Raw genomic sequence first — 13773 nt, 5'->3', positions numbered from 1 at the left:
TTTGCAGTGCGCATTTCTGATTGAGACAAAAGAAAAATGATTCAACAAGAACTTGAGATTATCAACAAGCTTGGTTTGCATGCGCGTGCCTCCGCCAAATTCACCCAACTGGCAGCAAAATTTCAAAGCGACGTCTGGCTGACCCGCAACGCGCGCCGCATCAACGCCAAGTCCATCATGGGCGTGATGATGCTGGCCGCCGGCAAGGGCGCCAAGGTCACGCTGGAAGCCGACGGCGCCGATGAAGGCGATTGCATCGCCGCGCTGACGGCGCTGGTCAACGACAAGTTCGGCGAAGGCGAGTAATGCCTGCGGAACGCAGCCGCCCACGTACCCCCACAGGTCCGCCTATGGCTTCCTTCACCTTGCATGGCATCCCGGTTTCGCGCGGCATCGCCATCGGCCGCGCCCACAAGCTGGCGCCGGCGGCGCTGGACGTCAAGCACTACCTGGTGGCGGAAGAGCATCTGGAGGCGGAAGTGTCGCGCCTGCAGCAGGCGCTGGCCCAGGTGCACAAGGAACTGCAAACGCTGTGGAACGAACTGCCGAAGGATGCGCCCACCGAACTGGGCGCCTTCATCGACGTCCACGCCCTGATCCTGTCCGACCCGATGATCTCGGAAGCGCCGCTGGACATCATCCGCGCCCGCCACTACAACGCCGAATGGGCGCTGCTGACCCAGATCGACGAGCTGTCGGCGCAGTTCGACGAAATCGAAGACCCCTATCTGCGCGAGCGCAAGGCCGACATCCAGCAGGTCGCCGAGCGCGTGCTGAAGGTCTTGATGGGCACCGCCCAGATCCTGCCGGCCACCGCCGGCGAGGACGGCTTCCAGGCGCAGATGATTATCGTCGCCCACGACATCTCGCCGGCCGACATGCTGCAGTTCCGCGACCGTTCCTTCATCGGCTTCGTCACCGACGTCGGCGGCCAGAACTCGCACACGGCCATCGTCGCCCGCAGCCTGGACATCCCGGCGGCGGTCGGCATGTCCGGCGCCTCGACGCTGATCGAGCAGGACGACTGGCTGATTATCGACGGCGACGCCGGCGTGGTGATCGCCAACCCGAGCGCGCTGGTGCTGGAGCAGTACCGCGAACGCCAGGGCGCCGCCGCCCGCGCGCGCAAGAAGCTCAATAAGCTGAAGAAGACCCCGGCCATCACCAAGGACGGCGTCGAGATCCAGCTTATGGCCAACATCGAACTGCCGGACGATTGCCCGGCCGCGATGGAGGCGGGCGCCAACGGCGTCGGCTTGTTCCGCTCCGAGTTCCTGTTCATGGGCCGCAACAGCAAGATCCCGTCCGAGGACGAGCAGTTCGAACAATACAAGAAGGCCGTGGTGGCGATGAAGGGCCGCCCGGTGACGATACGCACGCTCGACATCGGCGCCGACAAGCCGCTCGACCAGAGCGAGCACACGGCGCTCAATCCGGCGCTGGGTCTGCGGGCGATCCGCTACTGCCTGGCCGAGCCGCAGATCTTCCTGACGCAGCTGCGCGCCATCCTGCGCGCCTCGGTGTTCGGCAAGGTCCGCATCCTGATCCCGATGCTGGCGCATGCGTTCGAGATCGACCAGTCGCTGGCGATGATCGCCCAGGCCAAGGCCGAGCTGCGCGAGCAGAACGTCAAGTTCGACGACGATGTCGACGTCGGCGCCATGATCGAAATCCCGGCCGCCGCGCTGGCGCTGCCGATGTTCGTCAAGCGCATGGACTTCCTGTCGATCGGCACCAATGACCTGATCCAGTACACGCTGGCGATCGACCGGGTTGATTATGAGGTCGCACACCTTTACAATCCGCTGCATCCGGCTGTGCTGCAATTGATCTCGATGACGATTGCGGCCGGGCATAAAGCCGGGATCGACGTGGCCGTGTGCGGCGAAATGGCGGGCGACGTCAAGCTCACCCGCCTGCTGCTCGGCATGGGGTTGCGCGAATTCTCGATGCACCCGGCACAGCTGCTGTCGGTCAAGCAGGAAATCCTGAACAGCGACCTTGCGCGCATCATGCCGCAAACCCGCAAGATCATGCGCTCGATGGAACCCAACGTAATTGCAGACGCGGTCGAACAATTGCAGTTGATGTAAGTCGGTGGGACCCATCCTCGCGGTCCCACCTTGATAGATGGCCCGCGGGGCCGACCCCTATAAAAACCAAACCACAATGCCATCCTTAGGATACGTTACTCCGCAAACCATGCATTTCGCGCAGCCGCTGCCGCTGCAAAGCGGCGCGTCGCTGCGCGACTACATGTTGATGTATGAAACCTACGGCACCCTCAATGCCGACAAATCGAACGCGGTGCTGGTCTGCCATGCGCTCAACGCTTCGCACCATGTGGCCGGCGAATACGAAGGCCAGCCGAAAAGCCAGGGCTGGTGGGACAATATGGTCGGCCCGGGCAAGTCGCTCGACACCGACAAGTTCTTCGTCATCGGCATCAACAACCTCGGCTCCTGCTTCGGCTCGACGGGACCGATGCACGTCAACCCCGCCAGCGGCAAGCCTTACGGCGCGGCCTTCCCGGTGGTCACGGTGGAGGACTGGGTCAATGCCCAGGCGCGCCTGGCCGACGAACTGGGTATCACGCAGTTCGCCGCCGTCATGGGCGGCTCGCTGGGCGGCATGCAGGCGCTGGCCTGGTCCATCATGTACCCGGACCGCCTGCGCCACTGCGTGGTGATCGCCTCGACCGCCAAGCTGTCGGCGCAGAACATCGCCTTCAACGACGTGGCCCGCCAGGCCATCCTGTCGGACCCCGACTACCACGGCGGCGATTTCTACGAACACGGCGTGGTGCCGAAAAACGGCCTGCGCGTGGCGCGCATGGTCGGCCACATCACCTATCTGTCGGACGACGACATGGCCGAGAAGTTCGGCCGCAAGCTGCGCGACTCCGCAGAGGCGGGCGACTACAAATTCGGCTTCGGCGTCGACTTCGAAATCGAATCCTACCTGCGCTACCAGGGCGACAAGTTCAGCGAATACTTCGACGCCAACACCTATCTGCTGATTACCAAGGCGCTCGACTATTTCGACCCGGCGCGCGCGCACGGCGGCGACCTGGCCAAGACCCTCAGCCACACCAAGGCCAAGTTCTTCCTGGCCTCGTTCACCACCGACTGGCGCTTCTCGCCGGAGCGTAGCCAGGAGATCGTGCAGGCGCTGATCTGCAACCGCCGCCAGGTGACGTACGCGGAGATCGATGCGCCGCACGGCCACGACGCCTTCCTGCTGGAGGACGCGCGCTACATGAAGCTGGTGCGCGCCTATTACGAGCAGGTGTGGAACGACATTAACAAGGAAGCGGCAGCATGAACTTCAACGATTTAAGCAGCGCCCGGCCGGACCTGGCCTTCATCGCCCACTGGGTGCCCGAGAACGCGCACGTGCTCGATGTCGGCTGCGGCGACGGCGTCATGATGGACTATCTGCAAAGCGACAAGCAGTGCAGCGGCTACGGCATCGAGATCGCCGACGACAAGGTGCTCGACTCCACCAAGCGAGGCGTACGCGTGATCCAGCAGGACATGGAGAACGGCCTTGCGCTCTTCGGCGACAACAGCTTCGACACGGTGCTGTGCCTGTCGTCGCTGCAGATGATGAAACACGTGGAGCCGCTGCTGCGCGACATCGTCCGCGTCGGCAAGGAGGCCATCGTCTCCTTCCCCAACTTCGCCTACTGGCCGCACCGCGTGGCCTTGCTGAAGGGCCGCATGCCGGTGTCGGAATCGCTGCCGTACGAATGGTACGACACGCCCAACGTGCGCTGCGCCACCATCAACGACTTCCGCGACCTGGCGGTGGAGTGTGGCCTGGAGGTGATCGACTGCGTGGCGCTGGCGGAAGGCCAGCGCGTCTCCTTCCTCCCCAACCTGCGCGGCGACCTCGCCGTGTTCCGACTGCGTAAAAAGGCAAGCCATTGATGACGATCCAGGAACAGCAACCCGGCTGGCGCACCTACCTGAACGGCCGCACCGTCTCCATCCTGTTCCTGGGCTTCAGCTCCGGCCTGCCGCTGTACACGCTGATCTACCTGATGCAGGCGTGGCTGGCCAAGTCCGGGCTGGACGTGAAGGCGCTGGGCCTGTTCGCGCTGGTGACCTTCCCGTACACCTTCAAGTTCCTGTGGGCGCCGTTCATGGACCGCTACGCCATCGGCTCGCTGGGCCGCCGGCGCGGCTGGATGGCGGCCACGCAGCTGGCGCTGTTCCTGGTGATCGGCGGCCTGGGCATGCTGGACCCGAAACTGGAACTGACGCTGATCGCCGGCGCCGTGTTCCTGATCGCCTTCCTGTCGGCCAGCCAGGACGTGGTGATCGACGCCTACCGCCGCGAGATACTGAGCGAGAATGAGCAGGGCCTGGGCGCGGCCATCATCGTCAACGCCTACAAGGCCGCCAGCCTGATACCGAGCGCGCTGGGGCTGGTGCTGGCGGACAGCATGCCGTGGCAGGCCGTGTTCTGGATTGTCGCCGCTTTCATGCTGCCGGGCTTTGTGTGCACGCTGCTGGCCAAGGAACCCGCCGTGTATGGCGCGCCGCCGAAGAACCTGCAGGAAGCCGTGGTGCTGCCGTTCCGCGAGTTCGTCCAGCGCGACGGCTGGAACCAGGCCTTGCTGATTATCGGCTTCGTGCTGCTCTACAAAATCGGCGACAGCATGGCGACCGCGCTGTCGACCAAATTCTTCCTCGATATCGGCTTCACCACCAAGCAGATCGGCCTCGCGGCCAACGCCACCGGCTGGTGGGCGGCGCTGGCCGGCGGCGCTGTCGGCGGCATCTGGATGATTAAGCTGGGCATCAACCGCGCACTGTGGGTGTTCGGCGTGCTGCAGGCTGTGGCGATTCTGGGCTTCGCCTGGCTGGCCAAGACCGGCCCCGATCCGCTGCTGCTGAGCGCCGTCTTCGGCTTCGAAGCCTTCGCCAGCCTGGGGCTGGGCGCGGCGGCCCTGGTGGCCTTCATGTCCCGTGCCACCGATCCGCGCTACACTGCCACCCAATACGCTTTATTTTCCAGCCTGGCCGCGGTGCCGCGCACATTCATCAACTCCTCGGTAGGTTATATTGTGGCGGAAACCGGCTGGTTCTGGTTCTTTATCGTGTGCTTTATCCTGGCGTTTCCTGCCATGATGATGCTGCCTAAAATCGCCCCTTGGAATACCCGGAATGAAAAAGCTTAAATTAAACGCCGCCTTGCTGGCGCTGGCCTGCTGGTCCGCCGCCGCCACCGCGCCCGTCGCGGCCCACGGCCAGGACGACGGCATCCCCGTCAGCAGCATGTCGCGCCTGCGCGGCCTGGGCGGAGACGCCCGCCAGTTCGACCAGCAGTCCAAGCTGCAATACGACCAGATGCTGGCCCAGGCCCACCAGAAAGACGCTGTCGCCACCGAGCGCAACCCGCAGCTGATACGCCTGCGTGCCATCGCCAAGCGCCTGATCCCGTTCACCGCGCGCTGGAACCCGGACGCCGCCAACTGGAAGTGGGAAGTCAACCTGCTCAATTCGCCGACGGTGAACGCCTTCTGCATGCCGGGCGGCCGCATCGCCTTCTATAACGGCATCCTGACCAAGCTCAATCTGACCGACGACGAAGTGGCGATGGTCATGGGCCACGAGATCGCCCACGCGCTGCGCGAGCACGCGCGCGAGCAGGCGGGCAAGAACACCATCACCTCGGTCGGTACGCGCATCCTGGGCGCCGTCGGCTCGGCCTACTTCGGCGTCGACCCGCGTCTGGGCGATGCGGCGGCCGGCATGGTGGCGCAGGGCGCGGCGCTGAGCTTCTCGCGCGGCGACGAGAGCGAGGCCGACCTGGTCGGCCTGGATCTGGCGGCACGCGCAGGCTACGATCCGCGCGCCGGCGTCGCGCTGTGGCAGAAGATGGGGGCGGTGAACAAGAGCCAGCCCTTGCCCTTCCTGTCCACGCACCCCAGCGGCAGCAAGCGCATCGACGACATGAACAAGAATATGTACCTAGTGCTGCCGGTGTACGCGCGCGCCAAGGGCCTGGATCCGAACGCGCTGCCGGCCTACCATTCGCTGGCGCTGCCGCGCTCATAATGTCGCGTCCTCCGCTGCCCATGCGCGACGGTGTCGCGCCCAGCTATCTGTGGCTGCCGGAAGGGCAGTGGCCGGACCTGCTGACCTTTCTGGTGGCGCGCTATCCCGACGTGACGGAAGCCGACTGGCGCGCACGCATGGCGCGCAACGATGTGGTGGACGGCGACGGCAATCCGCTGTCGCCGCACAGCGCCTACAAGCGCGGCATGCGCATCTTCTACTACCGCGAGCTGGAGGCCGAGACGCCGATTCCGTTCGAGGAAGAAGTGCTGTTCATGGACGAGCATCTGGTGGTGGTCGACAAGCCGCACTTCCTGCCGATGATACCGACCGGCCGCTTCCTGCATGAGACGCTGCTGGTGCGGCTGAAGAAAAAGCTGGGCGAGCAGGATTTGACGCCCATCCACCGGCTGGACCGCGAGACGGCCGGCGTGGTGATCTTCTCGCGCCGGCAGGAGAGCCGTGGCGCTTATCAGTCGATGTTCCAGAAGCGCGTGATCGAGAAGGAGTACGAGGCGCTGGCGCCGCGTCTGCACGGCCGCGAATTCCCGTTCACGTACCGCAGCCGCATGGTGGACGGCGACAAGTTCTTCATCATGAAGGAAGAGCCGGGCGAGCCCAATTCGGAAACGCTGATCGACGTCATCGAGCACCGCGCCGACTGCACCTTGTACCGGCTGCATCCGCACACCGGCCGCAAGCACCAGTTGCGCGTGCATCTGTCGTCGCTGGGCATCCCCATCATCAACGACGCGTTCTATCCGGTGGCGCTGCCGTGCAAGCAGGACGACGTCTCCCAGCCCTTGAAACTACTGGCCCGCCGCATCGCCTTCACCGACCCGCTGAGCGGCGAGCCACGCGAATTCCGCAGCCGCCGCAGCTTATAAAGTGGGGTCAAGTCTGACATTTGGACACGAGCTCTGCCTTCGTGGCCGCTAAGGCAGAGTTCGTGTCCAAATGTCAGACTTGACCCCAGTGGGTTAGGCGTAGGTGATGGTCAGCGGCGCGTGGTCGGAGAACTTCTCTTCCTTGTAGATCGCGACCGTGGTGGCCTTGGCGGCGATGCCCGGGGTGGCGACGTGGTAGTCGATGCGCCAGCCGACGTTCTTTGCATACGCCTGGCCGCGGTTGCTCCACCACGTGTACTGCTCTTCGCGCGGATCGAGGCCGCGATGCACGTCGACGTAGCCGACTTCGTCGAAGATGCGCGTCATCCACTCGCGCTCTTCCGGCAGGAAGCCGGAATTCTTCTTGTTGCCCTTCCAGTTCTTCAGGTCGATCTCTTTGTGCGCGATGTTCCAGTCGCCGCAGATGACCACTTCGCGGCCCTCGGCGTGCAAGGCTTGCAGGTGCGGCAGGAACAGGTCCATGAAGCGGAACTTGGCTTCCTGGCGCTCCGGACCCGACGAGCCGGACGGGCAGTACACGGAAATCACCGTCAGATTGCCGAAATCGCAACGCACATAGCGGCCCTCGGCATCGAACTCCGGCGAACCGAAGCCGATCACCACGCGGTCCGGCTCGACCTTGCTGTAGACGCCGGTACCGGAATAGCCTTTTTTCTCGGCATAGTGGAAATGGCCATGGTAGCCGCCCGGATTGAGGAATTCAGGCGTCATGTCCGGCGCTTGCGCCTTCAGTTCCTGGACGCAGACGAAATCGGCGTCCTGGTTGGCCATCCATTTGAAAAAGCCCTTGCTGGAGGCGGAGCGGATGCCGTTCAGATTGGCGGAGATGATTTTTGGCATGGCGGTATCGGTGCGGAAATTTTGGAATGCGTTAGTGTAGCGTTAAAATACAGGCACTTTACAGAAATGAGGCATTATGAATAACTTACGTCAGGAATTTATCGCGTTTTCGGTCCAGACCGGTGTATTGCGCTTCGGCGACTTCACCACCAAGGCCGGCCGCCAGTCGCCGTACTTCTTCAACGCCGGCCTGTTCCATGACGGCGCGACGCTGGCCCAGCTGGCCCAGTTTTACGCGCAGACGCTGCTGGATTCCGGCGTCGAGTTCGACATGCTGTTCGGCCCCGCCTACAAGGGCATCACGCTGGCGTCCGCCACGGCGGTCGCGCTGGCCGGCAAGGGCCGCAACACCTCGTTCGCCTTCAACCGCAAGGAAGCCAAGGACCACGGCGAAGGCGGCACCATCGTCGGCGCCAAGCTGCAAGGCAAGGTCGTCATCATCGACGACGTGATCTCGGCCGGCACCTCGGTGCGCGAATCGGTGGACATGATACGCGCCGCCGGCGCCGAACCATGCGCCGTGCTGATCGCGCTGGACCGCATGGAGCGCTCGGGCAAGGATGGCCAGCTGTCGCCGAACTCGGCGGTGCAGGAAGTGGCCCAGACCTACAACATCCCGGTGATCTCGATCGGCAACCTGGACGACCTGTTCAGCTACCTGAACGGAGCCGGCGCCGACCCGCAGCTGTTGCAATACAAGGACGCCGTGGCCGCCTACCGCACCCAGTACGGTATTGCCTAACCAGCCATATTGCTAGACTTTGAAATTTCTTTGGTGTAACCTTATTCGGTATACCTGAGACGATAAGGGCTGATCCATGAACATCGCAACCATGAAGGTCCACGGCGACGACGAGGGCCTGGCCGACATCCGTGACGGCCTGCCGACGGAGCCGGACAGCGACTGGCAAAAGGGCGATGTCAAGCCCGACGGCCGGGTACGCATCGATTCCGGGTTTTATGTGGCGCTCGGCGCCGACATGAACCCGGACGAGCTGCTCAAGCAGCTGCGCCACTACCTGGCCGAATGCAAGGCGCGCGGCATTCATTTCGAGCGTTCCGATGTGGCGGCCGAACTGCGCATCTCCTTCACGACCGAGCGCGGCGAAGCTACCCCCAGCCTGGACTTCACGCTGGCGGACCTGAAGCTGTTCGTCGACATGGGCATCAACCTGAGCATCATCGCCTGATGCGCTTCGCCGAAGACCGCCTGGCCAGCTTCCGCGCCGGCCCGCAGGCCGAGCGCCGCGTCCACATCTGGGAACCTGCCGGCGTTGCGCCGCGCGCGGTGATCCTGGCCATCCACGGCGGCATGGCGCACGCCGGCGACTACGTCACGCCGGCACTGTACTTCCGCCAGCACGGCATCGCCACCGTGGCCTACGACTTGTGCGGCCACCAGGACGCACGCCGCGTCGACATCCCCGGCTTCCATGTCTTCCTGGACGACAGCGTCGCCTTCCTCCAGTGGGTCAAGCAGAATTATGCGGGTGTGCCGATCTATGTGATGGGCCATTCGATGGGCGCGCTGATCGCCACCCACCTGGGCCTGGGCCACTTTGCCGGCGATGCCGCCATCAAGGGCTTCATCCTGTCCTCGCCGTACTACGTGAATGCGATCAAGGTGTCGCCGGTGCTGCTGGCGCTGGCCGGCGTGCTGGGCGCGCTGGCGCCGCGCATGAAGGTGCCGCTGGCGCCGTTGACCGACATGCTGACCCACGACAGCACCATCACCGCCCGCCATTACGACGATGAACGCGACGGCATCCGCGCCACCGAGATCACGGTCCGCTTCGGCAACGCGCTGACCCATGCGCAGCAAGGGCTGGCGCCGCGCATGGCGGCTTGGACGCATCCGCTGTTCGCGGTGGTGGCCGGCGACGACAAGCTGGCCGACGCCGATGCGGCCGAGAAGATGCTGAAATCGGTGCCGCCGGCGTTGTTGACCTACCAGCGGCATCCGCAGAACTACCACGAGAATTTCAATGAGCTCAATCGCGAGCAGATCTTCGCCGACATCCTGGCCTGGATGGCGTTAAGCCCTGCCCACTGAGCTTACTCCGGCACCCAGACGTACTGCATCTGCATCCACGATTCCACCGGCTTGCCGGCTTTGAGGGCGGGCTTGAAACCGCACTTCTCGATGCCGGCGCGGGCCGCTTCGTCCAGGTCCTGGTGGCCGCTGGATTTCTGCACCTGCGATTTCTTGAACTTGCCGTCGACGCCGATCAGGAACTTCAGCGTGACGGTGCCGGCTTCCTTGCGCGCCATGGCGCCCTCCGGCCATTTCGGCTTTTCGCAGGTGCTGAAGTCGGCCAGGGCGGGTACCGTCTCCGCGGCGGCCTTGTCGGCGGCCACGGCCTCCGCGTAAATCGACATGCAGGCCAGCGCCAGTCCCAGCATCGGCACGGCGGTTTTCCAGTTCAGGGCCTGCGGGGCAGGGCGGCACAGACGTTGAATACGATCCATCAAATTTCCTCCATTGGCCGCTTGGGCCAGGTGGTGAGTTGAGAACTGGAGACGCTCCAGCTCTGAAAGTGCAAGGGCCAGACGCCGCGGTTCGCCGAGCTGCCTTGCTGCGAAATCGTCTGCGATCAGTTCGCGTTCGATGCGGATGCGGTGTGAGATCCACCAGACGGCTGGGTGGTAGAACAGCAGCGTTTCGATCACGTTCTGAAGCAGGTTAATCAGGTAGTCATGGCGTTTGATGTGCGCCATTTCGTGCGCCAGCAGCGCCTCCAGCAGATCGGGCGGCATGCCCGCCACCAGCGCGGCCGGCAGCAGCACTATCGGTCGCCACAAGCCTGCGGTGATAGGGCTGGACACCGTGTCGACGATGCGCAGCTGCACCTTGCGGTTGATGCCGAAGCGAGCGGCGAGGCGGGACAGGCTGGCCTCCCAGCGCAACTGGTCCTGGCGGTGCTGGCAGTCGCATTGTTTGGCGGCGCGGTCTATCCACAACAGGCCGAGTATCATCCGCAATGACAGCACGATGGCGCACAAGGCCCACAGGCTGACGATCTCGCGCAGCGAGTCGCGCAGGTCGAACGGTTCGCTGTTGCCGACGATGGATTGCGCGGCCAGCCGCAGCATGCCGGCGCCGAATGCGCCGATCGTGCCGGTGGTATCGCCGCCGCTGCTCAGGCGCTGATACAGTTCAAGCGCCGGCCAGCACAGACAGGCCAGCAGCGCCGAGCAGGCCACCAGGTAGCGGTATTCGGCGCGGCTGTTGCGCAGCAGTGTCAGGGCGACGGCGGTGGCGCAGCCCAGCAGCAGGCCTTGCCACAGGAAGTGCATCAGCGTCAGCCCAAGGTGGAAGATGAAGGCGCTCATTTCTTTTCATCCTTGAGAATTTTCTCGATCTCTTCCCGTTCCTTTTTCGAGATGCCCGAGCGCAGCGCAGCCAGCACCAGCGCCTTGGCCGATCCGGCGAAGGCCTTCTGCATCAAGTCCTTCAGCAGATTGGTTTGCAGCGCGTCCTGCGCTTGCGCCGGTGCGTAGACATGCGACCGCTGGCTCTCGTCGCGGATCAGGATGCCCTTGGTGTGCATGATCTGCATCAGGCGCAGCACGGTGCCGTAGGCCAAGTCCGGTTTCTCTTCCAGCATGGCTTCGTGCACCTGCTTGGCGGTGGCTGATCCGAGCGGCCACAGTGCTTGCAGCAGATCGAGTTCGGCGGCGGTCGGTTTGGGTATGCTCATGGCGGTTCTCTTGTTAACTTGCTAAAGTATTTGTAGATTAGTCTGTCTAGACAAGAATGTATACTTTAATTTTTAACGCGGATTTCAGGCGTTGTATTGCATAGACAGAGTTGTCTACAAAGTGATGGTGAAGCGCGCGCCGCCGAGTGGGGAGTCGTCGATGGCGATGGCGCCGCCGTGCAGCAGGACAGCCTTGGCGGCGATGGCCAGACCCAGGCCGTAGCCGCTGGCTGCGTAGTCCTGTTCGCGGGCCAGCCGGTAGAACGGTTCGAACACGCGCTCGCGTGATTCTGCTGGGATGCCGGGACCGTCGTCTTCCACCGTGATGTGCACGGCGCCGCCGCTGCGCGCTGCCGACAGCGCGATGCGCGATGCCGCGTACTTGGCGGCGTTGCCCAGCAGGTTGTCGACGGTGCGCGCCAGCAGGCGGGCATCGCCTTGCAGCTCGCCCAGGTCGGCGGCGATGCTGGCGCTGAAATGCAGCTGTGATGGCGGCTGCGCCGGCGGCGCGCAGGCTTGCAGCAGCGGCGCCAGCGCAAACGGCTGGCGCGCCATCGCTTGTGCATGGTCGAGCTGCGTCAGGTCCAGCAGCTCGTTGACCAGAGTTTTCAGCTCATCGACATCGACCTCCATGGCGGCGACGCGCTTTTGCAGCGCCGGATCGTCGGCCGCATGGCGTTCGCGCAGCAGCTCCAGGCCGAACTCCAGCCGCGCGATCGGCGTGCGCAGCTCGTGCGACACCGAATGCAGCAGGTTCTTGCGCGCCTCCATCAGCAGCGCGATGCGTTCGGCCATGTCGTTGATGCGGCCCGCCAACGGTGCGATGCTCGATGCCGGCCGCACCGTGGCGCGTGCCGCCAGGTTGCCCTGGCCGAAGTCGTCGGCCATCCGCGACAGCGCCATCAGGCCGCGCCAGTGCCGGCGCGACCACCAGCCTATCGGCACCAGCAGGAACAGCGCGATCACGCCGAAACGTATCGCCTCCATGCCCAGCGCCTGGCCGATATCGATGGGCAGGTGCTGGGCGTGGATCACGTCGTCGTCGCTGCCGATGTAGCGCGCGCCGGTCGTGTCGACGCGGCGATAGAAGGATTTCCCGCTGACGTCAATGACCACGGACCCTTGCAGCAACTGGGCGCGTTTGGAATCGGGCAGCGCCGCCAGCGTCGCCCGCAATGGCTTCAGCTCCAGCGTGGCCTCGGACACCTCGCGCACCTTGTTCAGGCGCGGCAGCCATTCATCGGCGGGCGCCCGGTCGATGTATTGCTCCAGCAGGAAGATCTGGCCGGCGGCCTGGCGGCGCGCGATCTCCCCCAGCGGATCGCCGAACAGGCGGCTGAAGGTGAAGTAGATCACGCAGGTGGCCAGCGTGATGGCCAGCATCACCAGTGCCGCGAAGCGCCAGAAAAGACGGTTCATTCCCAGGCCGAGGGGCTGAACAGATAGCCTTCGCCCCAGACGGTCTTGATGCGCTCCGTGCCGCTGTCGCCGAACTTGCGGCGCAGGCGCGAGATGCAGTTGTCGATGCTGCGATCGAGGCCGTCGAATTCGATGCCGCGCATCTTCACCAGGATGGCGTTGCGCGACATGACCTTGCCGGAGGCATCGGCCAGGATGACGAACAGCTTGAACTCGGTGCTATTCATCGCCACTTCCTCACCGCGCCAGTAGACGGCACGGTTCTCACGCGAGATGCGCAATTGGCCGATGACGATGTCGCTGCTGGTGACGCCGCTGCCGCGCCGTTGCAGTGCGCGCAGGCGTGCCAGCAGCACGCGCGGCTGCACCGGTTTGTTGACGTAATCGTCGGCGCCCTGTTCGAGGCCGGAGACTTCGTCGAAGCTGTCCTCGCGCGCTGTCAATATGAGGATCGGCACCGCGCTTAGTTGGCGCAGCTGGCGGCACACCACCAGGCCGTCGACGCCGGGCAGTGTCAGGTCGAGTATCACCAGGTCGGGCTGGGTGTCGCGGAAGTGTTCAAGCGCACGGTCGCCACGTGTCACCACGTCGACTTCGTAATCGTATTCGTCCAGGTATTCCTTGACCAGCGCGGCGAGCCGCGCATCGTCCTCCACCAGCATTACACGCTGCATTGGGCCTCCATTTCGTCGGGTATTGTAGTGGAGCGCGGCGTGGAAGTGGCATTTTCGACAATCGGGTACACATTCGTACATTTTCTATACAAATGGCGCCTACAAATTGCGGACAATTCGACGACAGACCGAGGCGGATTCTTTGGCGGTGGATGCCTAACAT

15 protein-coding genes are annotated in these 13773 nt (G+C 64.0%); 10 read left to right on the top strand and 5 right to left on the bottom strand.

Features of this window, described 5'->3' with window-relative positions:
- Window positions 1-36 precede the first annotated feature (36 nt).
- Genes GEV02_RS23870 through GEV02_RS23840 form a run of 7 tightly spaced genes read left to right on the top strand, consistent with a single transcriptional unit; the run spans window position 37 to window position 6955 of the window.
- Window positions 37-306 (top strand): HPr family phosphocarrier protein, encoded by a 270-nt coding sequence (locus GEV02_RS23870; protein ID WP_008444930.1) that lies wholly within the window; start codon window positions 37-39, stop codon window positions 304-306.
- Between the two features lie 44 nt (window positions 307-350).
- On the top strand, window positions 351-2093 hold the full coding sequence (gene ptsP, locus GEV02_RS23865; RefSeq protein ID WP_152805545.1) for a phosphoenolpyruvate--protein phosphotransferase: 1743 nt from the start codon (window positions 351-353) through the stop codon (window positions 2091-2093).
- A 37-nt stretch (window positions 2094-2130) separates the two neighbouring features.
- Window positions 2131-3324 (top strand): homoserine O-succinyltransferase MetX, encoded by a 1194-nt coding sequence (metX, locus tag GEV02_RS23860; RefSeq protein WP_328595904.1) that lies wholly within the window; start codon window positions 2131-2133, stop codon window positions 3322-3324.
- A complete protein-coding gene (gene metW / locus GEV02_RS23855) occupies window positions 3321-3932 on the top strand; it encodes a methionine biosynthesis protein MetW (protein WP_070358160.1) in 612 nt (203 codons plus the stop codon). Before metX ends, metW begins: the two co-directional genes overlap by 4 nt.
- Window positions 3932-5188 (top strand): AmpG family muropeptide MFS transporter, encoded by a 1257-nt coding sequence (locus GEV02_RS23850; RefSeq protein ID WP_152840451.1) that lies wholly within the window; start codon window positions 3932-3934, stop codon window positions 5186-5188. The genes metW and GEV02_RS23850 overlap by 1 nt, the downstream gene beginning before the upstream one ends.
- The gene (locus GEV02_RS23845) at window positions 5175-6068 is read left to right on the top strand and encodes a M48 family metallopeptidase (protein ID WP_152840450.1); all 894 of its coding nucleotides are present in this window, start codon (window positions 5175-5177) and stop codon (window positions 6066-6068) included. The genes GEV02_RS23850 and GEV02_RS23845 overlap by 14 nt, the downstream gene beginning before the upstream one ends.
- Window positions 6068-6955: a pseudouridine synthase gene (locus GEV02_RS23840; protein WP_152840449.1), complete on the top strand. Its 888-nt coding sequence runs from the start codon at window positions 6068-6070 to the stop codon at window positions 6953-6955. The genes GEV02_RS23845 and GEV02_RS23840 overlap by 1 nt, the downstream gene beginning before the upstream one ends.
- A 93-nt stretch (window positions 6956-7048) precedes the next feature.
- On the opposite strand, the gene GEV02_RS23835 is transcribed toward GEV02_RS23840, so the two are convergent.
- Window positions 7049-7816, bottom strand: a complete 768-nt coding sequence (locus GEV02_RS23835; protein ID WP_152805534.1) for an exodeoxyribonuclease III — start codon at window positions 7814-7816, stop codon at window positions 7049-7051.
- Window positions 7817-7892: 76 nt separating this feature from the next.
- Here GEV02_RS23835 and pyrE point away from each other — a divergent pair, with 76 nt between their 5' ends.
- The 3 genes from pyrE (at window position 7893) to GEV02_RS23820 (ending at window position 9869) form a co-directional block, all read left to right on the top strand.
- Window positions 7893-8558: an orotate phosphoribosyltransferase gene (gene pyrE, locus GEV02_RS23830; protein ID WP_152840448.1), complete on the top strand. Its 666-nt coding sequence runs from the start codon at window positions 7893-7895 to the stop codon at window positions 8556-8558.
- A gap of 76 nt (window positions 8559-8634) precedes the next feature.
- The gene (locus tag GEV02_RS23825) at window positions 8635-9006 is read left to right on the top strand and encodes a hypothetical protein (protein WP_152840447.1); all 372 of its coding nucleotides are present in this window, start codon (window positions 8635-8637) and stop codon (window positions 9004-9006) included.
- Window positions 9006-9869, top strand: coding sequence for an alpha/beta fold hydrolase (locus tag GEV02_RS23820; protein ID WP_152840446.1), 864 nt, complete (start codon window positions 9006-9008; stop codon window positions 9867-9869). Before GEV02_RS23825 ends, GEV02_RS23820 begins: the two co-directional genes overlap by 1 nt.
- A 2-nt stretch (window positions 9870-9871) precedes the next feature.
- Here the strand turns inward: GEV02_RS23820 and GEV02_RS23815 are convergent, their stop codons facing one another.
- The 4 genes from GEV02_RS23815 to GEV02_RS23800 all read right to left on the bottom strand — a co-directional run bounded on the left by GEV02_RS23815 (window position 9872) and on the right by GEV02_RS23800 (window position 13610).
- Window positions 9872-11149 carry a M56 family metallopeptidase gene (locus GEV02_RS23815; RefSeq protein WP_152840445.1) on the bottom strand — a complete coding sequence of 426 codons (1278 nt, stop codon included), beginning with the start codon at window positions 11147-11149 and terminating at the stop codon, window positions 9872-9874.
- The gene (locus tag GEV02_RS23810) at window positions 11146-11517 is read right to left on the bottom strand and encodes a BlaI/MecI/CopY family transcriptional regulator (protein WP_117012818.1); all 372 of its coding nucleotides are present in this window, start codon (window positions 11515-11517) and stop codon (window positions 11146-11148) included. Before GEV02_RS23810 ends, GEV02_RS23815 begins: the two co-directional genes overlap by 4 nt.
- A gap of 114 nt (window positions 11518-11631) precedes the next feature.
- On the bottom strand, window positions 11632-12936 hold the full coding sequence (locus GEV02_RS23805) for an ATP-binding protein (protein WP_152840444.1): 1305 nt from the start codon (window positions 12934-12936) through the stop codon (window positions 11632-11634).
- Window positions 12933-13610, bottom strand: a complete 678-nt coding sequence (locus GEV02_RS23800; RefSeq protein WP_152840443.1) for a response regulator — start codon at window positions 13608-13610, stop codon at window positions 12933-12935. The genes GEV02_RS23805 and GEV02_RS23800 overlap by 4 nt, the downstream gene beginning before the upstream one ends.
- Window positions 13611-13773 lie beyond the last annotated feature (163 nt).

This window comes from Rugamonas aquatica (assembly GCF_009380215.1).
Lineage (GTDB): Bacteria > Pseudomonadota > Gammaproteobacteria > Burkholderiales > Burkholderiaceae_D > Rugamonas > Rugamonas aquatica_B.
This window is presented reverse-complemented; position numbering and strand designations above follow the sequence as displayed.

Coding starts and splice junctions, on each gene's coding strand:
- GEV02_RS23810 (WP_117012818.1), bottom strand. CDS start 11,517: ATGAGCATACCCAAACCGACCGCCGCCGAACTCGATCTGCTGCAAGCA.
- GEV02_RS23870 (WP_008444930.1), top strand. CDS start 37: ATGATTCAACAAGAACTTGAGATTATCAACAAGCTTGGTTTGCATGCG.
- GEV02_RS23805 (WP_152840444.1), bottom strand. CDS start 12,936: ATGAACCGTCTTTTCTGGCGCTTCGCGGCACTGGTGATGCTGGCCATC.
- GEV02_RS23840 (WP_152840449.1), top strand. CDS start 6,068: ATGTCGCGTCCTCCGCTGCCCATGCGCGACGGTGTCGCGCCCAGCTAT.
- GEV02_RS23845 (WP_152840450.1), top strand. CDS start 5,175: ATGAAAAAGCTTAAATTAAACGCCGCCTTGCTGGCGCTGGCCTGCTGG.
- GEV02_RS23815 (WP_152840445.1), bottom strand. CDS start 11,149: ATGAGCGCCTTCATCTTCCACCTTGGGCTGACGCTGATGCACTTCCTG.
- metX (WP_328595904.1), top strand. CDS start 2,131: ATGGCCCGCGGGGCCGACCCCTATAAAAACCAAACCACAATGCCATCC.
- GEV02_RS23825 (WP_152840447.1), top strand. CDS start 8,635: ATGAACATCGCAACCATGAAGGTCCACGGCGACGACGAGGGCCTGGCC.
- metW (WP_070358160.1), top strand. CDS start 3,321: ATGAACTTCAACGATTTAAGCAGCGCCCGGCCGGACCTGGCCTTCATC.
- ptsP (WP_152805545.1), top strand. CDS start 351: ATGGCTTCCTTCACCTTGCATGGCATCCCGGTTTCGCGCGGCATCGCC.
- GEV02_RS23850 (WP_152840451.1), top strand. CDS start 3,932: ATGACGATCCAGGAACAGCAACCCGGCTGGCGCACCTACCTGAACGGC.
- pyrE (WP_152840448.1), top strand. CDS start 7,893: ATGAATAACTTACGTCAGGAATTTATCGCGTTTTCGGTCCAGACCGGT.
- GEV02_RS23820 (WP_152840446.1), top strand. CDS start 9,006: ATGCGCTTCGCCGAAGACCGCCTGGCCAGCTTCCGCGCCGGCCCGCAG.
- GEV02_RS23800 (WP_152840443.1), bottom strand. CDS start 13,610: ATGCAGCGTGTAATGCTGGTGGAGGACGATGCGCGGCTCGCCGCGCTG.
- GEV02_RS23835 (WP_152805534.1), bottom strand. CDS start 7,816: ATGCCAAAAATCATCTCCGCCAATCTGAACGGCATCCGCTCCGCCTCC.